We start from the raw sequence: 26065 nt of genomic DNA, 5'->3' as shown, positions 1-26065 counted from the left end.
AATGTGTTAATGCTTCGGCGTTTTGCTGATGTATAAACGGTATCCATTCTCATGATCAACCACAGCAACGAAAACACCCTGCTCGACGATGCCAACTCGCCCGAGATCAACAAACAGTTGATGGGGCAGATTTCGTCAGATTTTGTCAAAGTAGCCGACCCACTCAAGGAAGCCTCCTATCAGATTCGGCAGCGGGGTTTTTCTGACTATCCCGTCTTTGTAGCGTCGCGCCGGGAAGTACCCGTAGGACAGCTTCTGATCGGTATCGGCGAACTGGAGAATCAATGGTCGTACAAAGCCAGTTTCCTGGATGAATTTGTTCAGCGTGGACTGATTGGCCCTGAGTCGGTAGACCTCTGGAAAGAGAACTACAAAAAGCCCGACGAATACAGCTGTCTGTTCGTGGTTCACGGCGATTTTGCCGGGTTTGTGTACATTCCCTATCCGGAAGATTAGCCGCTGACAGCCAGACTACCCAGCCTCTGCCAGACTGAATTTTGTGCGTAAAAAGCCAGGCCAGATCGAGATCGGCCTGGCTTTTTACTGGGCCCTGCAATAATACTTTTTCGGGAATAGCCGGGTCGTGATTCAGGCGGCTTTATTCGGGCGGATTGGCAAAACTTTCTGCCCAGCATACCGGCAAAACAAGATAACTTAGATAACAGAAAAGGGCTTAGAACAGGCCTGAGAGGCCATTATTGGCACTTGTGCTTACTTTTTTGTATTTTATGAAAATCTTAGCGATTTGACTAGGAAAAAGCTCTTATTTTTTGTATTTTTACAATCTGTAAAGCGCCCTTATACGGGCCGTTTCCTGATCCCCAAACAGCAAATTTTCTGACACTATTCAATTCTGATATGACCAGCGAAACCATCGAAGCAGAATCACCTATTGAGACCGCACCCAACAGCAGTTATGGTGCCGATAACATTACCGTTCTGGAAGGTCTGGAAGCCGTTCGTAAACGCCCGGCCATGTACATCGGCGATGTGGGTATTCGCGGTTTACACCACCTCATCTGGGAGGTCGTTGATAACTCCATAGACGAAGCTTTGGCGGGTCACTGCGACAAGATTACGGTTACGATCAATCCCGACAATTCCATTACCGTACAGGACAACGGCCGGGGCATCCCGACTGGCATTAACACGAAGATGGGCAAGTCAGCCCTCGAAGTGGTAATGACCGTTCTGCACGCCGGTGGTAAGTTTGATAAAGATACGTACAAGGTATCGGGTGGTCTGCACGGCGTGGGCGTTTCCTGCGTGAACGCCCTTTCGACAGACCTTCGCGTAGAAGTGCACCGCGACGGCAAGATCTTCGAACAGGAGTATAAAATAGGCGTTCCTCAGTATGACGTGCGCGTTATTGGCGAAGCCGACGATCATGGCACAACGGTTCACTTCAAACCTGACCCGACCATCTTCACCGAAACCGTTTACAAGTATGACACCGTAGCCAGCCGCCTGCGTGAACTGGCGTACCTCAACAAAGGCATTCATATTTTTCTGAATGACCTGCGCGAGCTGGACGAAGCCGGCCAACCTGTCAACAAAGACGACTTTTATTCGCAGGGAGGCCTGGTTGAGTTTGTAGAGTACCTGGACCAGACCCGCCCCTCGCTGGATGGGATGAAGCCTATCTACATGGAGTCGGACAAAGGATCGACCCCCGTGCAGGTTGCGCTCGTGTACAACTACGAAGCCGGTGAGAACGTCCTGTCCTATGTCAACAACATCAGTACCATTGAGGGCGGTACCCACGTACAGGGTTTCCGTTCGGCTTTAACGCGGGTACTGAAAAACTATGCCGACAAAAACCCCGGTGTTCTTCCCAAGAACGTAGGTAAAGTAACCTTCAGTGGCGAAGATTTCCGCAAAGGACTGACGGCCGTTGTGTCGGTAAAAGTACAGGAGCCTCAGTTTGAAGGACAGACCAAAACCAAACTGGGTAACCAGGAGGTGGTAAGTGCTGTCAGCCAGGCTATGGCCGACCTGCTGGAGACGTGGCTCGAAGAAAACCCGAACACGGCCAAAGGCATTGTGAAGAAAGTGCTGGTGTCAGCCCAGGCGCGCATCGCGGCCGATCTGGCTTACAAGCGCATCATGACCGAGCGCAAAGACTTCATGGGTGGTATGGGGCTGCCGGGCAAACTGGCCGACTGTTCCGATACGGATCCCGAGAAGTGCGAGCTCTATCTGGTAGAGGGTGACTCGGCGGGCGGTACCGCCAAACAGGGTCGTAACCGGGCTTTCCAGGCCATTCTGCCGCTACGCGGTAAAATCCTGAACGTTGAGAAAGCGCTCGAACACCGGATTTACGAAAACGAAGAAATCAAGAATATCTGGACCGCCCTCGGCGTGCGGCTCGAGAAGAAAGATGATGAGACGGTAATGAATCTGGAAAAGCTTCGTTATCACAAGATCATCATCATGACCGATGCCGACGTTGATGGTAGCCACATCCGGACGCTTATTCTAACCCTGTTCTACCGGAACATGAAAGCGCTCATCGACAATGGATACATTTACATTGCGCAGCCGCCCCTGTATCTGGTCAAAAAAGGGAAAGAAGAGCGGTATTGCTGGACCGAAGCCCAACGCGAAGCAGCCGTAAAAGAACTGGCCGGCACCGGTCGGGAAGAAAACGTTGGCGTTCAGCGCTACAAAGGACTGGGCGAAATGAACGCCGAGCAGCTCTGGAGCACCACCATGAACCCCGATACGCGTAGCCTGAAAGTAGTTACCGTTGAATCGGCGGCCGATGCTGACCACGTGTTTTCGACGCTGATGGGCGACGAGGTGGCTCCACGGCGAGAGTTTATCGAACGAAACGCGAAGTACGCCCGAATCGATGTTTAACCGAATGATAACATAAAGCGGGCTTTGGGGCCCGCTTTTTTGTTGTATTTGTACGTACGAAATGAACTGAGTATGCGTAACCCCCTTAACTCAAACCGAACGATGCTGGGCACTCTGGTTTCCAGATTTACCCAGCAGCGGAACCCGGACAAGACCTCCCAGACCAGCGATAAAATGGCAAAGGTTAGCGAAAAAGTCAGCAGTGTAATCGATCAGAGCAATTACCTCAGTCGCGATCTTAGCTGGCTCAAATTTAACGAGCGGGTGCTGGACCAGGCCCGCAATGATAGCCGTACGCTGCTGGAACGTCTTAAGTTTCTGGCTATTTCAGCCTCGAACCTCGATGAGTTCTTCATGATCCGCGTCGGTAGTTTGTACAACTACCTAGATTATCAGAAACAACGCGTCGATTATTCGGGCCTGCGGGAAGTCCCGTTCCGGAAGGCACTGATGACCACGGCCCAGCAGTTTTGTCATGACCAGCAGGATGTATTCGTCAACAACCTGCTGCCGCTGTTTGCCGAAAATGACATGCAACTGGTGGCGTTCGATGCGCTGTTGCCCGACGAACAGCAGGAGGCCAACAACTACTTTGACCGAACCATTTTCCCTACGCTGACTCCGATGCTTTACGACTACACGCACACGTTTCCGGTGCTGTTGGCGAAAGTGCTAATCTTTGGCGTGGTAACTCAAAACCCCGACGGAGCCAACCTGCAAAGTCTGCGGTCAGAAGATGAAGAAGATCGTCAGCGGCTGTCGTTTGTGCAGATACCTGCCAACCTGCCCCGTTTCATGTCGTTCGAGCGGGATGAGAAAATCCTGTTTCTGCCCATTGAGGAAGTCGTTCGCCACAATATCAAAAAGCTGTATCGTAACGTAGAAATATCTTCCGTAAGTCTGTTCAGGATTACCCGGAACGGCGATTTTACGCTGGAAGAAAACGACGATGATGAAGTAGACTTCATTGACGAGGTGCGTCAGAAAATCAAGAACAGGCGACTGGGGCGGGTTACCCGGGTTGAAATTGAAGCCGGGGCGATCAGCAAAGATGGCGTCTCGGCTTCGGCCTCGCCCTGGATGATCAATCTGCTAAAAAAACGCTGGGAAATAGACGATCTGAATATTTTCGAGTCGCGTACGCTGCTCGACTTTTCGGCCTTCTGGCAAATTATCGGTCTGCCCGATTTTAAGGACGACATGCCCCCGCCCCACCCGCCCGTTCCTCCGCTGGGCTTGGGCCGGGATAAAACCGACAACATTTTTGACCTGATCAAGCAGCGCGACCTGTTGTTGCACCACCCCTATAATAACTTCGAGCCCGTCCTGCAGTTGCTCGAGCAGGCCGCCGAAGACCCGAATGTACTGGCTATTAAAATTACCGTTTATCGGCTGGCCAAACGCTCACGGATTACCGAAGCACTGCTGAAAGCCGCCGAAAACGGGAAACACGTATCGGTACTGTTTGAGGTGAAAGCCCGATTCGATGAAGAAAATAACATTCGCGAAGCACAGCGCCTTCAGAAAGCAGGTTGTTTTGTCATTTACGGCATTAGCCGCTACAAGACACATACCAAACTGCTACTGGTTGTTCGGAGCGAAGGTAGCCGGGTTGTACGCTATGCCCACATGGCTACCGGCAATTACAATGAAGACACATCTAAACTATATACCGATATTGGTCTTTTAACTACCAATGAAGTATATACGCAGGACATAGCCGAGTTCTTCAACGTCATTACAGGTCACTCCCTGCCCAACGAATACCAATATCTGATTACCGCTCCGCGCGACATGCGGGAGCAACTTCTGCGCCTGATCCGCCTGGAAGCCGAAAATGCGCGCCGTGGCTTACCCAGCGGCATCTGTATAAAAGTAAATTCGCTGGAAGACAAAGGGGTGATCGACGAACTTTATAATGCTTCCGAAGCCGGCGTACCCATACGGCTTATTGTCCGGAGCATCTGTTGTCTCCGCCCCAAACGCGCGGGTCTGAGCGACAACATTACCGTTCGGTCAATTGTAGGCGATTATCTGGAGCACACTCGTATTTACTACTTCCATAACAACGGCGATCCGAAAGTATACGGGGGCAGCGCCGACGTTATGGTCCGCAGTTTTGACCGACGCATAGAATCGCTGTTCTTCCTGGCCGACCAGCGGGTTAAACAACTGGCGGTGCTCATTCTGGATTACAACCTGCAGGACAATGTAAACGCCTACGAACTAAACGAAGACGGCTCATTTACGAAGTGTGAAGTCCCCGCCGGAAGCGAACCGTTCAATATGCACAAGCGCTTTTTTGACGTGACAGAAAAGCAGGTGACCGAAGCGCATCTTTTCGACCCAGAAATTAAACCGGCCGAAGTTGCCCAGATTGAAGAAGAATATCAGGAGGGTGCCGAGCGAGCGATAGCTGACATTTAATCAGCTACTTAGAGATAACCGTAAAAGCCGACAGGATTTATATATTCCTGTCGGCTTTCATTTGTTTACAGGGTTGATTTTCTGCACTCGTTCCTGCCTTTTTCTTTCTATCTTCGCCATCTTAACTGCAACTGTGTATTTAACCGAATGGATCGTTTTACCGGCCTGATTGGCATCGTTTTAATTCTGGGCATTGCCTACGCTCTCTCCGACAATCGTAAAGCTATCAATTATCGTACTGTTGGCGTAGGACTGGGTCTGCAGTTTGGCCTTGCCGTATTTGTCCTGAAAACCGACATTGGTCAACAGCTCTTTCAGGGCCTGGGCTATTACGTAGATCGCCTGCTTCAAAAGGCCAATAAAGGAGCCGAGTTTGTTTTTTCATCGCTTGTCAGAACTGACGTACTGACCCGGGCATTCGGGCCAGGTAATGACTTTATTTTCTTTTTCAAGGTCATACCAACGATCATCTTTGTGGCAGTACTGGTCAATATTTTTTACCACCTCGGCATCATGCAGCGCGTAGTGGCCGTTATGGCCCGGGCTATGAAGTGGCTCATGGGGGTTAGCGGAGCCGAAGCCCTCTCTAACGTTGCCAGCACGTTTGTCGGTCAGGTAGAAGCCCAGATTATGATTAAGCCGTATCTCAACGGCATGACCAACTCCGAGCTACTGGCCAGCATGACAGGCTCGTTTGCCTGCATTGCTGGTGGTGTACTGGCGGTCTATATATCGCTGGGCGTACCGGCTCCCTATTTGCTGGCCGCCAGCATTATGGCCGCGCCGGGCGCGCTGGTCATCAGCAAAATCGTTATGCCCGAAACGCAGATGTCCGAAACCCAGGGCACCGTTAAGGTCGAGATCAAAAAAGCGCACGCCAACCTGCTCGACGCTATTGCCGCCGGAGCCAGTGAAGGCCTGAAAGTTGGGTTTAACGTCATAGCCATGCTGATTGGCTTCATTGCCCTCATCGCCCTGATCGACAGTCTCTTGTTTCGGCTGGGCTTTTATGTATTCAGCATCGACAACCTGAGCCTGAATTTTCTGCTCGGAAAACTTTTCTCCCTGTTTGCCTGGGCAATGGGCGTGCCGGCCAAGGATATCGAAGCGGCTGGCGCCCTGATGGGTACCAAAATGGTTGTCAACGAGTTTGTTGCTTACCTGGACCTGGTCAAGATCAAACAGACGCTCGACCCCAAAACCATAGCGATTGTCAGCTTCGCCCTGTGCGGATTTGCCAACTTCAGCTCGATTGCCATTCAGGTGGGGGGTATCGGCGAGCTGGCGCCCAACCGCCGGAGCGATCTGGCCCGGCTCGGCTTCAAAGCGCTGATCTGCGGCACACTAGCCAGCTACATGTCTGCCACCCTGGCCGGACTCCTATTGTAACAGAAACGAAAGGACTTACTGACCCAGCGTTTTCAGCATGTTGATGTGCGAACTGAGGGCCTGCTGAAAAGAAGGCTTATTATTGTAGGGGATCCCATACTCTTCGGCCGTTTGTTGCACAATTGGAGAAAGCGCCCGGTAGTGAATATGCGAGATATTGGGGAAAAGGTGATGCTCGACCTGAAAGTCAAGCCCGCCAATATACCACGACAGCAGCGCCGGACAGGAGAAATTTGCCGTCGTATACATCTGATGAATTGCCCAGGTGTTGTATACGCATCCGCTCTCGTCCGGCTCCGGCTGGCAAGCTCCCTCCACGACGTGCGCCAGCTGGAAAATCGTGCTCAGGACAAGCCCGGCGGTAAAATGCATGATGGCAAATCCAAGTAGCCACTGACCAAATGTCAGATCGGTAACCGCCAGCGGCAAAACAGCAATGAATAGTACGTATAACAGTTTACTGGTAATTAGCGTCAGGATGTTACGTCGGGTAAAGGGCTTCACAAGTTTCTGATTACCCGAGTGGTTGTACTTGTAGGCCGACCGGAAATCTTTCACGAAAAACGAGAACGTCATCAGCCCATACAGCATGAAAGCGTAGATATGCTGGTACCGATGAATCTTCCAGCGCCGGTCCCCCTGCGATAAGCGCAGTAGAAACTTACCCGTAATGTCCTCATCGACATCGTGGATGTTGGTGTAGGTATGGTGCAGGGTATTGTGCTGCACTTTCCAGTTCAGCACATTACCACCGAGCAAGTACAGGCAGGAACTGAAGAATGTATTCACCCAGGGAATGCTGGAAAATGAGCCATGGTTGGCATCATGCATCACCGACATGCCTACGCCAGCCGTTCCCAATCCCATCAGTATAGCCAGACACAGATCGATGCCGGGTGAGAACTGGTTGCTGAGTATCAATCCATAGGGCACCAGCAGCAACCCTAACATAAAAATGCCCTTCCAAACCAGGAGTTGATCACCCTGCTTGAGAAGAGCTTTTTCCTTAAAATACTGGTCTATTCGCTCACGTAATACCGGAAAGAAAAGAGACTTATCCTTATTTACGAACCTGATTGTCTCTTTCCTCATAGGCCTACCTGCACCTGTATTATAGTAACAGTCTTTTTATAACTAAACGCCAAAACGAAGAATTCTGTATTTAATTAGTAGACTATTAATAAGGTCATATACCACTTATAAGATTTTACCGCTTCGTTCACCATCGTTAAAGCCGGCTTTACCGCCATTTTGTTTTCCTGAGCAATCCGCCCCCGTACAGTGTGAAAGCGAATATACGGTGGTATTAGTGGATCATTGCCTGCTAGAAGGCTGAAGACCAGCCAATTGCCTTATATCAAGAGAATATTGTAATTTGCCCCATCCAATACGAACAATTGCGTCGCCCGGGCGCAGTTATAACTCACGAGTATGATTCAGACCAAACTCATTCCCCGAACAGCTGAGGCCATCGAGCCTCCTATGCTGATCAAAAACCTCCTGGCTCAGTCGCTGAAATACGAACCACACCGCGAAATTATTTACCGCGACCTCTTCCGGATGAACTATGTTGAGTTTAACCGGCGGGTTCGTCAGCTGGCCAACGTATTGACCGAGCGCGGCATAGGCCCCGGCGATACAGTGGCGGTATTTGACTGGGATAGTCACCGCTACCTCGAATGTTTTTTTGGAGTGACCAGCCTCGGGGCCGTCCTGCATACGGTTAACGTTCGGCTATCGCCCGCGCAGATTCTTTACACGATGAATCACGCGCAGGACAAAGCGGTACTCATTCATGAGGATTTCCTGCCAATTCTGAACGCCGTCCGCGACCAGCTAACCACGGTAGACGAGTTTATACTCTTGAGCGATAAGGTCTACACCGGCGAAGACCCAGCCATTCCGGATGGCTTCTCGGGTGAGTATGAGCAATTGCTCAAGTCGGCGTCCGATGCGTATACCTTTCCGGATTTTGATGAAAATACCTGGGCGACTACTTTCTACACGACCGGCACGACGGGTAATCCCAAGGGCGTATACTTTTCGCACCGTCAGCTGTTCATGCATACCATGGGCCTAATGACTTATCTATGCGGCTACCAGGCGGTACCTTTTTCATCAGTCCAGGACGTATACATGCCGATTACGCCCATGTTCCACGTCCATGCCTGGGGGTTTCCATTCCTGGCCACGATGCTCTCAACCAAACAGATCTACCCCGGGCGTTACGAACCAGAGATGCTGCTCAAGCTCCTGTTGAAAGAAGGGGTTACCATGTCACACTGTGTGCCTACCATCCTGAATATGCTGGTCAACAGTCCCGTAGCCAAACAGGTTGACCTCAGCCGCTGGAAAGTAATCATTGGGGGCTCAGCGCTGACAAAGGGCCTGGCCAAAGCAGCACTCGACCTCGGCATTCAGGTGTATCAGGGCTATGGCATGTCAGAAACGGCGCCTGTCATGTCAATAACCCACCTGAACGATACGGAACGTCAGCTGCCTATCGATCAGCAGGTCGACCTACGCACTCGTGCGGGACGGATAGCGCCCTTCATTGAGATGCGGCTGATGGACGATAACGGCAACTTTGTACCACACGATGGGCACTCCATTGGCGAAGTTGTGGCTCGTGGGCCGTGGCTTACCCAGGGGTATTACGAAGACTTCGAACGTGGCTCAGAACTTTGGAAAGGCGGCTGGCTTCACACTGGCGACGTGGCCAGCTTAACCCCCGACAACTGGCTTCAGATAGCCGATCGTACCAAAGATGTGATCAAGACCGGGGGCGAATGGGTTTCTTCGCTCGATATTGAAGACTTGTTATCGCAGGTTGAGGGCGTTGCCGAAGCGGCAGTAGTAGGCTTTCCCGACGAGCGCTGGGGTGAGCGGCCTCACGCACTCATCGTACAGAAGCCAGACGCCGGCCTTACAGTAGCCGGAATAAAAGCGAGCTTACAGGCTAAAATTGATCAGGGACATCTCAACAAGTGGTACCTGCCCGACCAGATCGTGTTTGTACCGGAAATCCCCAAAACCAGCGTTGGCAAAATTGATAAGAAGCGGATCAGAAGCGAGATGAAAACCCTTATTTTAGGGTAAAATCGGCACTTATCCCATTATGACGCGTATAGGCCTCCTTTCAGATACTCACTCTTATCTGGACCCAAAGCTGTTCGACCATTTCAACGATTGCGATGAAATATGGCATGCGGGCGATGTTGGGGCCATGACTGTTGTCGATGAACTACGCGCCTTCAGGCCCCTGCGCGTTGTGTGCGGCAACATAGATCAGGAGAGTAGCGACCTCCAGGCACACCAGCGGTTTACGCTGGAAGGTTTGGACATATGGATTACTCACATTGGTGGTACGCCCCCCAAGTACAACCCAATCGTTCGCCCCAACCTGCAGATAACGCCACCGGACATCTTTATCTGCGGCCATTCTCACATCCTGAAGGTAACGCGCGATCCGGGTTTAAACAACCTGTTGTTCATTAATCCGGGAGCCGCTGGCAAGACCGGATTCCACCTCGTCAGAACGGCCATTCGATTCACGCTTGACACGGGTCGGATCAGCGATATGCAGGTCATCGAACTAGGTAAAAAATAAAACGGGTGGGAGACCAATCTCCCACCCGTTTTGTATAAGGTATCATAGCTTATAATGGCAACGATTCCGGCTGCGTTTCAGCAGGTTTGGCTTCGGGACCAATTTCCTCCTTGATCTCTTCAGCCGTCTTTTTGTTCTTGTAAGCCTGGTAAACGGTTTCCCGTTCAAAGGGTCGCTTACCAATCAGACGAACCAGATCATTTTGGTACAGAATTTCTTTCTCAAGAAGTTCTTTTGCAATGACCTCGAGTGCCTCCCGTTTGTCGGTGAGCAGATCTTTGGTCCGGCTGTAAGCGATGTCTACAATCTTACGCACCTCTTCATCGATATACTTAGCCGTTTCTTCCGAATATGGCTTGTTGAAGCTGTAGTCTGACTGCTTGGAGTCGTAGAACGATACGTTACCGATTTTGTCGTTCATGCCGTACATGGTCACCATGCTGTAAGCCAGTTTGGTGATCCGCTCCAGGTCGCTCAAGGCGCCGGTCGATACTTTGCCAAAGATCAAATCTTCAGCGGCCCGACCACCCAGAGCCATGCACATTTCGTCCATGAGTTGTTCTGTCCGGTACAGATACTGCTCACGGGGCAGGTATTGGGCGTATCCCAGCGCAGCTACGCCACGCGGCACAATGGTAACCTTAACGAGCGGATCGGCATGTTCGAGGAACCAGCCAGCCACGGCGTGACCTGCTTCGTGATAGGCAACGATTTCTTTCTCCTCGGGCGAAATCAGCTTGTTTTTCTTTTCAAGACCACCAATGACGCGGTCCATCGCGTCCTGGAAGTCTTTCATATCCACCGCTTCCTTATCGCTCCGGGCAGCAATCAGAGCCGCTTCGTTACAAACATTGGCAATCTCAGCACCAGCGAAGCCGGGGGTCTGAGCGGCCAGTTCTTTCGGATCAACGTCAGCAGCCAGTTTGATTGGCTTCAGGTGCACCCGGAAAATGGCTTCACGACCAACAATATCGGGTTTGTCGATGCTGATCTGGCGGTCGAAACGACCAGGACGCTGCAGGGCCGAATCAAGTACATCAGGGCGGTTGGTAGCGGCCAGGATAATGATGCCTGAATCTGTGGCGAAACCATCCATCTCTACCAGCAGTGAGTTCAGCGTGTTTTCACGTTCGTCGTTGGCGCCGGGCATAGACCCGCGGCCCCGCGAACGACCTACCGCATCGATCTCATCAATGAAGATGATACAGGGCGCTTTCTCTTTAGCCTGCTTGAACAGGTCGCGCACCCGGGCAGCTCCTACCCCGACAAACATCTCAACAAAGTCGGAACCAGACAGGGAGAAGAATGGCACACCTGCCTCACCAGCCACGGCTTTAGCCAGCAACGTTTTGCCGGTACCCGGAGGGCCGATCAGCAGCGCGCCTTTCGGAATTTTAGCGCCGAGTTTGGTGAATTTGGTCGGGTTTTTCAGGTAATCGACAATCTCCTTAATCTCTTCTTTGGCTTCATCAAGGCCAGCTACATCATTGAATGTAATCTTGACCTTGTTGTCAGCGTCGAACAACGCGGCTTTCGACTTACCGATGTTGAAGATCTGCCCGCCTGGCCCACCAGCGCCTGACATCCGGCCCAGCAGGAAATACATAGCCAGAATCATGACGATCAGGAAGCCCCAGGTGCTGATTATACTGCCGATATCGCTTCGCTGCTCAAAGCGGTACTCGATTTTTTCATTATCGGGCACCCCCTGCTGAATGGTATCAAGGTCTTTCTTGAATGTTTCTCCAGACGCAACCTGGAACTGAAAATGCGGCCCCTGGTTGGTACCGAAGTACGGCTTATCGGCAAACAGTCCCCGGTATTTGGGGCTTTGTGCAGCTTGCTGGGAGAGCGTTACTTCGGCAATCTTGTCGTTTACGACCACTACTTCGGAGACTTCGCGGTCTTTCACCATGCGCTCAAACCGCTTCTGAGAAATCTCACGAGTGGCGGAACTGCGGTTAAAGAACGTTATCCCCAAGATAGCGGCAATCAATAGAGCGACAATCCATCCCTGGAAGTTGGGCTTGCGCGGCCCTCCCCGGGGTACTAACGGATTTCTATTATTGTTTTCTGCCATTTCCTCAGGTTGTACAAACGGATTTCAAAGGGTAACACCGTTTTAATGACTAATGTTTCTACCTTAAAACGGTTAGGACAAACGGTTTATATGCCCTACAAGCGGCCCCGAAACGGTAGTGAGTTTATTTCGGTCAGCAACTTTTCACTCAGGCCGCTTCCGAAAATGCGTTATCATCAATCAGCTGTATCTCGGCGTCGCCCCAGAGCTGCTCCAGGTCATAGAAGGAACGTCGATCTTTCTTAAAAACGTGTGCCACTACGTCTACATAATCCAGCAAAATCCACTCGCGGTTCAGTTTCCCTTCCCGATGCCACGGATCCTGATGGCTGGCTTTATAGACTTCTTCTTCAATAGACGTTGAGATGGCATCGATCTGGGTATCGGAAGTCCCCGAACACAGGACGAAGTAGTCACAAATAGCGTTTTTCACATTTCGCAGGTCCATTACAACAATGTCCTGCCCTTTCTTTTCCTGCATGCCTCTGACCACAAAATCGCGGATCTGTTCAGGCGTAAAATCATTGCTTGGCTTAATTCTCATGCTTTCGGTTTAACATTGCACGATAAGCTAATCAGCGGGTACTTTATCGATAAAACAGTGAGCGTAGCCCACAGCACCATGTATTAGCTTCCTACTACTAAACTAAACAAAGATTTGTACAAAATCCATCCCAAAACGCATTTTGTCGGGCAAATTTACCAATACCTGCCAAGCTGTCAGTCTACGAACGACGAAGCGTCTGCTTTACTCGCTCATTCCGACGTTGTTGAAGGACTTCTCATCGCAACTGACAATCAGACGGATGGTCGGGGGCAGCGCGGTAACACCTGGGAAGCTCAGCCAGCCCAGAACCTGACCTTCTCTTTGCTGTTTAAACCCACTTTTTTAACCGCGACCGAGCAGTTCTGGCTTAATATGGCCGTATCGCTGGGCGTTCATGACACGATAGCTCCCCTGGTACATGAAGACTGTCGGGTCAAATGGCCCAACGACCTGTATATAGGCTTCCGCAAGACAGGAGGCATCCTGATCGAGAATACGCTCCAGGGTTATAACCTGGCCTGGTCGGTAGTGGGCATCGGTCTCAATGTGAACCAAACCGAGTTCAGTTATTCAACCGCAACCTCGCTCCAGCAGGAAGCACCCTTACCCAACGGTTACGATCGGGCTGGACTTCTGGCTATACTGTGCGAAAAACTCGAAAAGCGGTATCTCCAGCTGCGCGCTGGTCAACGTCAGGTGCTGAAGTCTGACTACATGCAGACGCTGTACCGGTATCAGCAGGAAACCCGCTTCAGCACAGAGGACCGGACGTTTATGGGTATGATTGTCGATGTCGACGAGACGGGCAGGCTGGTAGTTGCCGAAGCCGGACGAACCCATCGCTTCGGCTTTAAGGAGGTGTCGTTTGTACCTATGACCAGCGAGTAGCTGCTTGTTTACTCGCTGGTCATGACAAATCGACGGGTTACCGGATTCCTTCGCCTACCGGATCGCCGATGCAGCCGCTTGGCTCAAGAACGCCCAGTAAAGCGGTTATTGTAGGGGCAATGTCGTGGATATGGGTCCGCCGGAACGTCTGACCCGGACGAACGCCCCACCCGTACAACAGGAAAGGCACGTGTGTGTCGTAATTATAAACCGTTCCGTGGGTTGTGCCGCGGTTGCGCCCTTCAAACCAGCCCGCCTGCTGCATCACGTATATATCTCCGCTACGATTGGGAAAATACACGTTACGGAATAGATTGGTCTGAATATCGGGCAGCGATTCCGCATGCAGATTGTGTAGGTTGATTACGTTCACAACCCCGCGCTGTTTGAGCAGTACGCTACTGATCAGTTCATACACTTCCTGAATCGCAATTTTCTTCTCTACTAGCAGTGGATGATTCAGGTAGATTTGCTGATTGAAATAGGTTAGCATCCACTTCCCTGGTCCATACGCCTTTTCGAGAGCGGCTTTAACGGCATCGCTTACTTCTCCATAGGATTTTACATCGGCCGGAATGCGGTACTGCTGGGAGAAACCCGGCACATCGGCAGCGCCATGATCAGCAGATAAAAACGCCAGCCACTCCCCTTTGCCAACGGTAGCATCGAGCTGGGTAAACAGTTCGGTCAGCTGCCGGTCGAGCCGTAGGTAGTTATCTTCGGTTTCAATCGCATGGGTCCCGAAAGCGTGGCCGATGTAATCCGGCGAGGAGAAGCTAACACACAGCATATCCGTCACGCCACTCTGACCCAGCTTTTCGCCTTTGAGAGCCGCCAGCGCAAACTCTTTTGTCAGCTGATCACCATACGGGCTGGTGCGCAGCACTTCGTATTTGCTGCTGCCCGCCTGCACAACGAACTCATGCGGAAAAACCGATTTGGATTCGCCCGGCAGGGTTGCCTCGTAGGCCTCGTCATCAACGGTACTCTCCGTATACTGGTCCAGCGGTAATAAGAGCTCCCACTTCTGGCCGATATAAGTCTCGGGCAGCTTCCGGTCGTTGAACTCCTGAACCCAGCGGGGTAACTCTTTCTGATAAAAAGTACTGCTGATGAACTTACCGTCTTTCGAGTCGAACCAATAGGCTCCGTTGGCCGCGTGGCCAGCAGGCAGAATAGCGCCCCGATCTTTGAGCGCTATACCCACTACCTTGGACCGGCCATCAGTAGCCAGCTTAAGCTGATCGCCAATGGTGGTAACGAGCATGTTGCGGGGCGACATCTTGCCGGCTGTACCTGTGTTTCCGACCGTGTTGACACTGGTATCTTCGGCGCAGTATACCATCCGACCCAGGTTGCGATCGTAAAAATCGTTACCCACAATGCCGTTCAGCGCAGGGGCAGAGCCGGTATAAATAGCCGCATGCCCGGGTCCGGTATAGGTGGCCGCGTAGTGGTAATGATTATTACGGGCATTGAACCCTTCGTCCATCATCCGACGAAAGCCTCCTTTCCCAAATTTGTCATAGTACCGGTACAGGTAGTCATACCGCATCTGGTCAACCACAATACCGACCACCAGCTTTGGTCGTTTCAGGGGCTGACCGTCGGCGTTGGCTGCCGCCGGCGAAATAACTTTACGAGGACTTGTAGAGCGTTTTGGTTGAGATGGCGTTTGAGCAAAGACCGTTACCGTAGTCAGTATCCACCCCAGGAAAGTAAGCAGGCGCATGAAGCCGTATTGTTTATAGGTTCTTGAAACTACCAACAAACATACGAACAAAAGACGGGGTCGCCGTTTATACAGCGTAAACGGAATGTTATCAGCCAGCGCCGTAACAACCGCGTTTAACTTCTGCCTATCGTCAGCCAGGGCCGGATATACTGATCGAACGGATACTATCACCAGTAACCGGCAATGCTACAAACTTTTTCTAACATTGGCCGCCTTATTGCGTTGCTGTACTGGATATAACCCGGGAGCACCTGCTCTCCTACCCCCTATGATTCAACTAACCAACCCGGCCACGTTCTGGCTCACCGGGCTCTTTTTTTTCCTGGCTATATTCGGGCGGTATGTCTTGTTCTCCCTTGCGTTCTGGTGGCTCTTTAACGTATCCATGAAAGAGCAGTTTGCCAGCCGTGCCGTACAGACCCGGCCCCGGAAGAACGGGCAGGATCGGCGGGAGATTGGGTGGTCACTGCTCACCTCACTCATTTTCACGGCCATTGCGCTCGCCGTCATGCTGGCCTATCAGGCTGGGTATACGCAAATTTACACTCGCCTGACCCATTACCCGCTTATCTGGTATCCGGCCAGCATTATTCTGACTTTATTTCTGCACGAGACATATTACTACTGGCTCCATCGGTGGATGCACCGGCCGGGTGTTTACCGCTGGGTACATAAGACCCATCACGACAGTATCACTACATCACCCTGGACTGCCTTTTCCTTTCACCCGCTCGAAAGTACGCTACAGGCTATCGTGATTCCGGTGTTGCTATTCGTGTTTCCGCTTCACGTATCGGCCGTGGGGATTATCCTGATGATCATGACCGTATCGAGTGCCATAAATCACCTAAATACCGAGATTTATCCCCGCGATTTCAATCAGCACTGGCTGGGCCGCTGGCTGATCGGGGCCACGCACCACAGCCTGCACCATGCCCAGTTCCGCTTCAACTACGGCCTTTATTTTACCTTCTGGGATAAATGGATGCGTACGGAGAGTCCGGACTTTCACCGTCTGTTTGGCGAGAAAACGAAGCCGAGGCTGACCAGCAAGCAGGAAGTGGTTCATCAGGAATCCTGACTCATCACTTGCTGCGTTCGATCGTATACTGAACCAGTTGATGTAAGGATTGCCGGTACAACGAGTCGGGAAACGAATTCAGCAGCTGCTGTGCTTCGGCCACGTATTGATTCATCGCTTCGGTGGCGTATTCGATACCGCCCGACTGCTTAACGAACTGGATCACCTCATCTACCTTTCTGGGGTTTTCGCTCTCATTCTTGATAATGTTGATGATCCGGCGCTTTTGCAGAAAACCCGCCCGGTTGAGCGCATAGATGAGCGGCAGCGTCATCTTCTTCTCTTTGATGTCGATACCCAGCGGTTTGCCTACTTCTGCCGTACCATAGTCGAACAGATCATCTTTGATCTGAAAAGCAATGCCGACTTTTTCTCCGAATGCACGGGCTTGTTCGATACGGTCTTTATCGACCCCGGCCGAACGGGCACCTACGGCGCAGCAGGCGGCAATTAGTGACGCCGTTTTCTGACGGATTATTTCGTAGTATACATCCTCAGTGATATCGAGCCGACGGGCTTTCTCGATCTGTAGCAACTCGCCCTCGCTCAACTCCCGCACGGCCGTTGAAACGATCTGTAACAGCTCGAAATCGCCGTTATCGACCGATAGCAGTAACCCTCTGGAAAGCAAATAATCACCGACCAGTACGGCTACTTTATTTTTCCAGAGCGCATTGATGGAAAAGAAGCCACGCCGGTAGTTCGACTCATCGACAACATCATCGTGAACGAGGGTAGCCGTATGCAGCAGCTCAATCAGCGACGCCCCGCGGTAGGTCGATTCGGTAATTTCGCCACAGACCCCGGCCGTCAGAAAGACAAACATGGGCCGTAGTTGCTTGCCTTTCCGTTTCACGATGTAGTTCATGATCTGGTCGAGCAGCATGACATCGCTCTTCATCAAGTCCCGGAACTTGTGCTCGAACAGTTTCATTTCGGCAGCAATCGGAGCTTGGATGTCGGCGACGGTGAGGGGCATCTTCGATGAGTAGTAGGCAGTTCTTACGTAAACAGTTGGCAGACCGTAACTGGATCAGCTGGTTACAAAGCCTGCTGCGAACTGCTTACTGCCAACTAAATTTCCGGCAAGTATAGTAAGGAAAGCGGAGACGGGGAAAAACAAGCATAAAAACGCAATCGGGTAAACGCAGAATACAGGGTAGCTCGTTTTGATTGTGGTCTAAAAATCATCAATTTACCCGCCCTGATTTCTTCCATTCATCTGCATATGGTCAATAATCCAACGCCCCCTACTCCGACCCATAGTCCAGCTTTTTCAAACCCCAGACACAAAGCGCTAGTGCTGGGTGGTGGTTCGCTCAAAGGCGCCTTTCAGGTAGGAGCCGTCATGGCGCTGTTTGAGTCGGGCTTTGTACCAGATCAGCTCTATGGTATCTCGGTAGGCAGTCTGAATGCGGCTTTCCTGGCTAACGAAGCGGCTCATCAGCACACCAGTACGGGGCAGGTCGACTGGCCCAAAGCGGGTAAGGCGCTCATCGAATTCTGGATCCGACACATTACCAAACCCGACGATGTAGCCGTAATTCGCTCCCGATTTGTGATGGGTTATAATACGCTGCTAAGCCGATTTGACGGCCTGCTCGACAACTCCCCCATTCAGAACCTCATCCGGAGCCACCTCGATCTGGAAGCGCTCAAAACCGGCCCTATCAAAATAAAGGTGGGGGCTGTCGATATTATTGAAGGCGACATGCGCTACGCCGACGCCAGCGACCCGAATTTCCTGGATTATATCTACGCCAGCAGCTCATTGCCTTTCCTGATGCCAGCCATCCAGATCGGGGGCGACCATCGTCGGGCGTTTCTGGATGGGGGCTTACGCGAGGTGGCTCCGCTCCGGGTAGCTATTGAAGACGGGGCGGGCGAGATTGCCTGCGTAGCCTGCCATGCCAAACGCATCTATAACGAAAAGTTTAATTACCGTAATCTGCTCAATCTGATGGATCGGGTGAAAGACATTACGGTCAATCAGCTCGTCAACAACGACATCGCCTGGGCCGAACGTTATGCCGAGCGGGAACATCTGCACGGGCGCCAGCTCCACCTGACCATTATCCGACCTACCGAGCCACTTCATCTGAACATGATGAAATTCACCTCCGACGACATAGGGCGGCTCATTGTCATGGGTTATCAGGCCGGTACAGATATCATGAAGCTCAGAAAAAGTAATGATCAGGCAGCCGTTTTGCCTTAGTTGTAGTTCGTTACTATAAGCGTAAAATAAATAGAGTCCCTCACCAGGTCGGTGAGGGACTCTATTTATGCAGGGTAATCAATCCGATTAGTTGAAGATATAACGTAGACCCAGTTGCGCCTGCCAGCGGTTAGCAATGGCCGAACCCGCCTGGAACGTAGACGTGCGGGGAACCCGGTTAGCCGAATCAAAATAAGGGAACTGGAACACCGGGCGACCCGTAGCGGTTGCGCCTGTGTTGTCGTAACCAACGAAGTTGATCGGTGTAGCCGTAGTAGCAAACTGAGCGTTACCCCATTCCGAGTTGATCAGGTTGCCTACGTTGAATACGTCGAGCGACACCTGGAATGCGTGGCGAGTCTGACCAAAGTTCAACGAAAACTCCTGAAGTACTTTAAGGTCCAGACGGCTAACGAATGGTGTTTGGGCACCGTTCCGCTCAGCATACTGGCCACGGCGGGTGCTCAGGTAGGGATCCTGATCAATGAAACGGTTGAGATCGGCCCACTGCTGATCTGCCGTATAAACCGTAGCTGATGCGCCTGTACCGACGGTAATATTCCGAAGTTGAATATCAGCCTGCGTACGGGGAATAAAGATCAGGTCATTGGTCAGCTGAGCATCACCATTCAGGTCACCTGAGTAAGCATATGAGTAGCGGTTTCCTGATGAACCGTTATAGAAGAGCGAAATGGTCGTAGCAGCATGCTTGTTCAGATAATCGAAGCGGTAAGCCGCCACACCGATGATACGATGTGGCTGCAGAAAGCTCGAATACGATAACACGTTTGCGTTAGGATCTCCCGATATTGAACGATCGCGCCAGATCGACTGAGCAATGGAGCCACCGTCGTTAACCGAACGAGAGTCCGTGTAGGAGTAAGCTGCTTTTGCATAAAAACCATTGGCAAACTGCTTCTGAATTTCAGCCGTCAGGTTATAAGAATACCCCTGATTCGTGTTACGCATCAGAATGGCATCCGTAATGTTCGGGTTGGCCGCCGATACTGCAGTGCCTGAAAGCGTAGCTCCTGTTGTGGGGTTCTGGCCATAAATCCGGTTGTAGGCCACTGCTGGGAAACCAGCCGCGTTGTTGGCGTAATAGATGGGGCGGTTATCACCACCATCGGGCCCACGCAGGTTCTGGGTCGAGTTGGGTAGGTTTACGTTCTGATGATAAACCGCATTCAGGTCTTTGGTGTAAATTCCTTCCAGGGTCAGAATGTACCCTTTGCCCAGGTTACGGTCGATACCCAAGTTAGCCCGGAATACTTGCGGGAACTTGAAGTTCGGGTCCGTAATAGCAATATTGTATTGCGTGTTGGCAGCCGCGTTAGCCGGGCGATACCGGTTAACATCGGGGTTGAAAGGACGGGCCAAATCACCCGTAGCGGGTGGGTTGTTAATTTGCGAAGAACCAAACAATACCCCGTTGTTACTGGCCTGGTTTGAGATCCACACATAGGGTACACGGCCGGTGAAGATACCAGCGCCACCGCGCACCTGGGTGGTTTTGTCGTCTTTAACATCCCAGTTGAAACCTAAGCGGGGAGAGAACAGTACAGACGCCTTTGGAAACTCAGATGTGTTTAGCCGAACACCCTCCCTGAAACCAGTTAATGCAGCCAAGTTCTCGTTTTGCTGAATCTCAGTCGGGATCGTAGGCACATCAGCGCGCAGACCCAGCGTGAATTTCAGATTACGGGCAGCCTGGTATTCATCCTGGGCATACACACTGTACTGAGCCGCTTTGATGTCGGCAAAGGGGAACGCACCACCAGGCAGGGCTGAATACTGAATCTGGAAGCGGGTTGGCTGCGAAATGGCTGTACCACCAGCGATTGGTGTTTGAGTCGCATTGCTGATAAAGGCATCAACGCTGGCAAACTGATATTGACCCTGATAGTTCGGGGCAAACCCGTTTCTGAAGCTGTAGAATTCGTTATACGTACCCAGCGTAAAGGTGTGCTTACCGGCAAAAATGCTGAAGTTGTCCGAAATCTGGAATACGTTCGAATTCAGAATGTTATTAAACGTAAACGGCTCATAACCGAAAGCCGTCAGCTGCTGACCGGCTCCGTTGCCGATATCTACCAGCGGGAAGTCCTGCGGCAGATAAGGGGTTTCCCGGAAATCACGGAAAGCCGAGTAACCAATTTGGAATGTGTTGGCAAATTTGCTGCCAAAGGTGCTGTTCAGTTCACCAATTACCGACTGCAGGTTATTGTTGATCCGGTAGAACGAAGCCAGATAAGGAAGTGCGTTGGCATTAGGCCCACGGCCCTGTGGCAAAGCCCCCGATGTTGATGGCGTAATATCAGAGTACGATGTAAGGAAATTGTACTTGATATTCAGCTTATGATTCTGCGAAATATTCCAGTCTAAACGAGCTGTTCCCTTATCGCTATTGGAAGGCAGCGTGTATCCCTCATAAGGGCCAGGGTTAAATCCGTACTGCTGCTGAATAAAAGCTGACAGACGATCCAGATCAGCGGCTGAGGCTCTCGAAACGTTGGCTCCTGTCAGACCAGGCCGCGACGCTACCCAGTTACCAGGAACACCATCATTCCGGCGCTCGCGCTCATAGTTGACGAACAGGAACAATTTGTTCTTGATAATCGGACCACCTAACCGGAAACCAACGTTGTTCAGGTTGAAGGCGTTGATTGGCTGTTCCACTCCATTCAGTTTCTTACCTACAAACGATTGGTCACGGACATAATAGTAAACCGAACCCTGAATCTGGTTGGAACCGCTTCGCGTAACCGCATTGATACCGGCACCGGTAAACGCACCCTGACGAACATCGTAAGGAGCAATAGCTACCTGAAGCTGATCAATAGCATCGATAGAGATAGGCTGAGCACCTGCCTGTCCACCAACCGTCGACGATAGACCAAAGGCGTTGTTGAAGATAGCTCCATCAACTGTAAAATTGTTAAAGCCTGAGTTCCGGCCTGCAAAGCTCAACCCATTGGCACGGGCATCCAGACGCGTAAAGTCGGCAAACGAGCGGTTCAGCGTTGGTAATGTCGTAATCTGCGTGTTGGTAATCCCCGTAGCAGCACCCGTTCTGTTGTTGTTAATTACAGAACTCCGCGAAGACGTTACAACAACTTCTGATAGCTGTTTACCCGCTTCTACCAGCTTTACGTTAGCGTTGGCGGCAGAACCGAGGTTAGCGTACAGGTTTTCTACCTTATTGTCCTGATACCCAACATACGTGAATGTTAAGGTATACGGCCCGCCAATACGCACAGCAGGAAACGTATACTGTCCTTGCGCGTTCGTCGTTGTTCCGTATTGGGTGCCTGACGGGGTGTGAACGGCAATGACCGTTGCACCCGGCAAGCCTTCATTACTGGCGTCGGTAACAGCCCCGCTGATAGACGAGGTGGTTACACCTTGGGCAAAAACTCCGCTACCGCTGAGTAAGGCGAATAGCATACTGCAGAACAACGGAAACGCTGTCCTGAATTGCAGTAGTTTTCTGTACATAGAAGTGTTTGATTTGGTTTGTAGTTCTGCGAAGCGCATACGGTTAGGTTAAGCTTCAATTCGGCCGCAAAGATGGCATAATTTCTCTCGGGTTACAAAGCAAGCCTTCTTCAAAAAGTACCAACTTAAGTTATTATATAGGCCAGCATCACGGAATAAGCCAAAAAGGGTCGCTTTACGTTCTATTCGCCTGTGTTAAGTTTTTGTTAAGTCCATCTAATCAGTTTGGTACTCTTCTGACCAATTTCGAACCAACCTTTCTATTCAGGCGTATTACTATCGATTTAGTTGCCATTAAGTAGTCCGTTCCGACTTAGTTTTGTCCCTGCTATGACCCCAATTGACACAACAGCCGTTAAGCTTACTCAGTATAGTCACGGCGCTGGCTGCGGCTGTAAAATCTCCCCCAAAATTCTTGACAAAATCCTGCATACCAACGCCACGGCCTCGCAGCCCCAGTATAGTCAGCTGCTCGTGGGTAATGACTCGCGCGATGATGCAGCTGTTATGGATATGGGCAATGGAGAAGCCATTATCAGCACCACCGATTTCTTTATGCCCATCGTAGATGATGCGTTCGATTTTGGTCGTATTGCCTCTGCCAACGCCATCAGCGATGTCTACGCCATGGGCGGTGAACCGATCATGGCTATCGCCATTCTCGGCTGGCCCATCGATAAACTGCCGCCGGAGGTAGCCGGTCAGGTGCTCGAAGGGTCGCGGGCAATCTGCCGCGAAGCCGGTATACCCCTGGCCGGGGGCCACAGCATCGACTCACCTGAGCCTATTTTTGGCCTGGCCGTAACGGGAAAAGTCCGCATCGACCACCTGAAACAAAACAATACAGCAACTGCCGGCTGCAAACTTTATCTAACGAAACCGCTGGGCGTTGGCATCCTGACCACAGCGCAGAAAAAAGGCATCCTAAAGCCTGAACATGCTGATCTTGCCCCGGCTCAGATGGCCAGATTGAACAGTTTCGGAGCCGAACTGGGGCGCCTGCCCTATGTTAAGGCCCTGACCGACGTAACAGGCTTCGGTTTACTGGGACATCTGACCGAAATGGCCGAAGGGTCTGGCCTGACGGCTCTTGTTGCGTTCGATGCCGTTCCTAGACTGCCGGTCGTTGACGAGTATCTGGCTCAGAAAAGCTTTCCGGGCGGCACCGTTCGCAACTGGGACAGTTACGGACACAAAATCAGCGACTTGACCGAAACACAGCGGTATGTACTGGCCGATCCGCAAACGTCGGGAGGCCTACTCATTGCCGTTGACCCGAACAGCACAGTAGAATTCGAACGCGTAGCCCGGGAAAACGGCTTTACTTTGCAGTCATTTGGCGAGCTGGTTGACCAGCGCGACAAAGTTGTTTATGTACACTAGACCGCAGTGGCGTGGCAAATTAGTTGATACTGCTTCATCACTCACTCGTTACTGGAATGAAACTATTTTTCCGTCAGGTCGGCGATACAGGCCCGGCTATCGTTATCCTTCATGGCATCTTCGGCTCGTCTGATAACTGGCTGACCGTAAGCAAGACCATAGCAGCTCAGGGATATCGGGTGTTTGCTCTTGATCAACGTAACCATGGCCAGTCGCCCCGGGCCGATGAGCAGGACTATCAAAACATGGCCGCCGACCTGCGCGCCTTTCTGATCGACCAAAACCTGACGGATGCTATCCTGCTGGGCCACTCCATGGGTGGTAAAACGGTGATGCAGTATGCCATGAGCTACCCGAGTGACGGTAAGCCGGGTTCGTACCGCAAACTCGTTGTGGTTGATATAGCGCCCAAGTTCTATCCCGTTCATCACAGCGATATTATCCGGGGTCTGAAAGCCATTGACCTGCTTGGTCTGAAAAGCCGTAACGAAGCCGATACAATTCTGAGTCAGTACGAACCCGCTCTTTCAGTGCGGCAGTTTCTGCTCAAAAACCTGTACCGGAATGAACAGGGACAATTCGACTGGCGGCTCAATCTCCCTATCATTGAGCGGGAGTTGCATGGTGTGGGCGAAGAGCTAACCAACCCCCGAATCGTCACGGAGCCGACGCTGTTTATCCGCGGTAGTGAGTCGCCCTATATCCTGGATGATGACGTACCTTCTATCAGACGCATTTTTCCGAATGCACGGATCGAAACCATTCCGGGAGCCGGCCACTGGGTGCAGGCCGAGAAACCAGCGGAGTTCGTTGACACGCTGCTCCGTTTTTTACAAGCCTGACCAACCCCCTGCTCTTCTTCAGGGTATTGTATACAAAACCGAATCCCAGTTGCCGGATGCCGACGCTTTATCTTATACCGACGCTTCTTGCCGATGACACGGCGGCTGAGGTTCTCCCCCCCTACGTCCGTGAGGTGATCGAAAAAACCGACGCTTACTTTGTAGAGAACATACGCACAGCCCGCCGGTTCATCAGTGGTCTGAAAACCAGCCGGATCATTGACGAAACAACGTTCTTCGACCTCGATAAGGATACCCCCCCGACGGATACCCGCCGGCAGATCCAGGAACTGATGGAACGCAAACGAAACGCCGGGGTGCTGTCGGAGGCAGGCTGCCCGGGCGTAGCCGATCCGGGTTCTGTGGTCGTTGGCATGGCTCATGCGTTGGGCTGGCGGGTCGAGCCACTTGTAGGCCCATCCAGCCTGCTGCTGGCCCTTATGGCGTCGGGCCTGAACGGGCAGTCGTTCGTATTTCAGGGGTATCTGCCGATCGAAAAGGCAGACCGGGTCCGGACCATCCGGCATCTGGAAAAAGAAGCCCAGCAACGGCAGCAGACCCAGATTTTCATCGAAACACCTTACCGAAACGATGCGCTTATGGCCGATGTGCTGGCCAGCTGCCAGGGGAACACGCGCCTATGCGTAGCCTGTAACCTGACCGCCCCCGATGCCTTCGTCCGGACCCTGACCATCCGCGAATGGAAATCGCAGGTACCCGATCTGCGCAAAAAACCAACGGTGTTCCTACTTTTGTAGCGCAAAGGCGGAGCTGACTCCGCCCGTTTTTATTCATCAGCGCGGGCTTTCCCACCTGGCAGACTATCTGCATCGTTTATGATCCAAGCCTTTGAGTTTTCTCCCTTTCAGGAGAATACCTACGTTATTGCTGACGAGACATCGGGCGATGCCATCGTGATTGATCCTGGTTGTTACGAGCAGGCCGAGAAGGAAGCCCTAAGCCAGTTTCTCGACGCCCGCAAGCTTACGCTGAAATACATCCTGCTCACCCATGCTCATCTCGATCATGTGTTCGGGCTGGCTTATCTGAAGCGCCGGTACGGGGTTCCGGCCTATCTGCACGAGCGCGAACAGGTCATTTATGCCGATGTACCAACCCGTTGTGCGCTGTATGGTCTGCGCGGCTACGAGCACAGCGAGATCGATGCCTGGCTGAAAGAAGGCGATCAGTTTCAGATTGGCAGTCTGACACTCGACGTTCTTTTTACGCCGGGACATGCACCGGGGCATGTTGCGTTTGTTAACCATGCCGATCGGTATATAGTCGGGGGCGATGTCTTGTTTCGGGGGAGCGTTGGTCGCACCGACTTTCCGTACTGCAACCATAATGACTTGCTCAACAGCATCAGAACCAAGTTCTTTACCCTGCCTGACGACTATACGGTCTACGCGGGCCATATGGACCCCACTACCATTGGCCATGAAAAACGGACTAATCCCTTTGTAAAAATCAACTAGCCAGCCTGGCGGTCGGTCAACTCCCGA

General features: G+C 51.8%; 19 protein-coding genes. 13 read left to right on the top strand and 6 right to left on the bottom strand.

From position 1 onward, the window contains the following. Nucleotides 1-51 precede the first annotated feature (51 nt). From FBR45_RS12595 to FBR45_RS12580, 4 genes are all read left to right on the top strand, one after another. Nucleotides 52-456, top strand: a complete 405-nt coding sequence (locus FBR45_RS12595; RefSeq protein WP_138502817.1) for a hypothetical protein — start codon at nt 52-54, stop codon at nt 454-456. Between the two features lie 402 nt (nt 457-858). Further along, nucleotides 859-2862, top strand: coding sequence for a DNA topoisomerase (ATP-hydrolyzing) subunit B (gene gyrB / locus FBR45_RS12590; protein WP_138502815.1), 2004 nt, complete (start codon nt 859-861; stop codon nt 2860-2862). Between the two features lie 72 nt (nt 2863-2934). After that, on the top strand, nt 2935-5289 hold the full coding sequence (gene ppk1 / locus FBR45_RS12585; protein ID WP_138502813.1) for a polyphosphate kinase 1: 2355 nt from the start codon (nt 2935-2937) through the stop codon (nt 5287-5289). Between the two features lie 147 nt (nt 5290-5436). Next, complete coding sequence (locus FBR45_RS12580) at nt 5437-6678, top strand: NupC/NupG family nucleoside CNT transporter (RefSeq protein WP_077921952.1); 1242 nt, start codon at nt 5437-5439, stop codon at nt 6676-6678. 15 nt (nt 6679-6693) lie between these two features. Here FBR45_RS12580 and FBR45_RS12575 read toward each other — a convergent pair whose 3' ends face one another. Continuing rightward, a complete protein-coding gene (locus FBR45_RS12575; protein WP_246082218.1) occupies nt 6694-7629 on the bottom strand; it encodes a fatty acid desaturase family protein in 936 nt (311 codons plus the stop codon). Nucleotides 7630-8109: 480 nt separating this feature from the next. Here FBR45_RS12575 and FBR45_RS12570 point away from each other — a divergent pair, with 480 nt between their 5' ends. Beyond that, nucleotides 8110-9777: a fatty acid--CoA ligase gene (locus FBR45_RS12570; protein ID WP_138502809.1), complete on the top strand. Its 1668-nt coding sequence runs from the start codon at nt 8110-8112 to the stop codon at nt 9775-9777. 19 nt (nt 9778-9796) lie between these two features. Then, entirely contained in the window at nt 9797-10288 is a 492-nt protein-coding gene (locus FBR45_RS12565) for a metallophosphoesterase family protein (protein WP_138502807.1), read from the top strand. Nucleotides 10289-10337: 49 nt separating this feature from the next. On the opposite strand, the gene ftsH is transcribed toward FBR45_RS12565, so the two are convergent. Together ftsH and rsfS are read right to left on the bottom strand one after the other, a co-directional pair. Then, the gene (ftsH, locus tag FBR45_RS12560; protein ID WP_138502805.1) at nt 10338-12368 is read right to left on the bottom strand and encodes an ATP-dependent zinc metalloprotease FtsH; all 2031 of its coding nucleotides are present in this window, start codon (nt 12366-12368) and stop codon (nt 10338-10340) included. 148 nt (nt 12369-12516) lie between these two features. Further along, nucleotides 12517-12912, bottom strand: coding sequence for a ribosome silencing factor (gene rsfS, locus FBR45_RS12555; protein ID WP_138502803.1), 396 nt, complete (start codon nt 12910-12912; stop codon nt 12517-12519). Between the two features lie 114 nt (nt 12913-13026). On the opposite strand from rsfS, the gene FBR45_RS12550 reads away from it, so the two are divergent. Next, on the top strand, nt 13027-13803 hold the full coding sequence (locus tag FBR45_RS12550) for a biotin--[acetyl-CoA-carboxylase] ligase (protein ID WP_138502801.1): 777 nt from the start codon (nt 13027-13029) through the stop codon (nt 13801-13803). 37 nt (nt 13804-13840) lie between these two features. Here the strand turns inward: FBR45_RS12550 and pafA are convergent, their stop codons facing one another. Beyond that, nucleotides 13841-15535: an alkaline phosphatase PafA gene (gene pafA, locus FBR45_RS12545; RefSeq protein ID WP_138502799.1), complete on the bottom strand. Its 1695-nt coding sequence runs from the start codon at nt 15533-15535 to the stop codon at nt 13841-13843. Between the two features lie 271 nt (nt 15536-15806). On the opposite strand from pafA, the gene FBR45_RS12540 reads away from it, so the two are divergent. After that, the gene (locus tag FBR45_RS12540; protein ID WP_138502797.1) at nt 15807-16619 is read left to right on the top strand and encodes a sterol desaturase family protein; all 813 of its coding nucleotides are present in this window, start codon (nt 15807-15809) and stop codon (nt 16617-16619) included. A 4-nt stretch (nt 16620-16623) separates the two neighbouring features. Here FBR45_RS12540 and FBR45_RS12535 read toward each other — a convergent pair whose 3' ends face one another. Beyond that, the gene (locus tag FBR45_RS12535; RefSeq protein ID WP_138502795.1) at nt 16624-17598 is read right to left on the bottom strand and encodes a polyprenyl synthetase family protein; all 975 of its coding nucleotides are present in this window, start codon (nt 17596-17598) and stop codon (nt 16624-16626) included. 249 nt (nt 17599-17847) lie between these two features. On the opposite strand from FBR45_RS12535, the gene FBR45_RS12530 reads away from it, so the two are divergent. After that, nucleotides 17848-18837, top strand: coding sequence for a patatin-like phospholipase family protein (locus FBR45_RS12530; RefSeq protein ID WP_138502793.1), 990 nt, complete (start codon nt 17848-17850; stop codon nt 18835-18837). Nucleotides 18838-18924: 87 nt separating this feature from the next. On the opposite strand, the gene FBR45_RS12525 is transcribed toward FBR45_RS12530, so the two are convergent. After that, entirely contained in the window at nt 18925-22284 is a 3360-nt protein-coding gene (locus FBR45_RS12525; RefSeq protein WP_171044881.1) for a TonB-dependent receptor, read from the bottom strand. Between the two features lie 381 nt (nt 22285-22665). Here FBR45_RS12525 and selD point away from each other — a divergent pair, with 381 nt between their 5' ends. From selD to FBR45_RS12505, 4 genes are all read left to right on the top strand, one after another. After that, nucleotides 22666-23718: a selenide, water dikinase SelD gene (gene selD / locus FBR45_RS12520; protein ID WP_138502789.1), complete on the top strand. Its 1053-nt coding sequence runs from the start codon at nt 22666-22668 to the stop codon at nt 23716-23718. 56 nt (nt 23719-23774) lie between these two features. Beyond that, entirely contained in the window at nt 23775-24560 is a 786-nt protein-coding gene (locus FBR45_RS12515) for an alpha/beta fold hydrolase (protein WP_138502787.1), read from the top strand. 56 nt (nt 24561-24616) lie between these two features. Next, complete coding sequence (locus tag FBR45_RS12510) at nt 24617-25318, top strand: SAM-dependent methyltransferase (RefSeq protein ID WP_138502785.1); 702 nt, start codon at nt 24617-24619, stop codon at nt 25316-25318. A 78-nt stretch (nt 25319-25396) separates the two neighbouring features. Next, nucleotides 25397-26038, top strand: coding sequence for an MBL fold metallo-hydrolase (locus FBR45_RS12505; protein ID WP_138502783.1), 642 nt, complete (start codon nt 25397-25399; stop codon nt 26036-26038). Nucleotides 26039-26065 lie beyond the last annotated feature (27 nt).

Origin of the sequence: Spirosoma lacussanchae, assembly GCF_005870035.1 — a bacterium.
GTDB classification, from domain to species: domain Bacteria; phylum Bacteroidota; class Bacteroidia; order Cytophagales; family Spirosomataceae; genus Spirosoma; species Spirosoma lacussanchae.
This window is presented reverse-complemented; position numbering and strand designations above follow the sequence as displayed.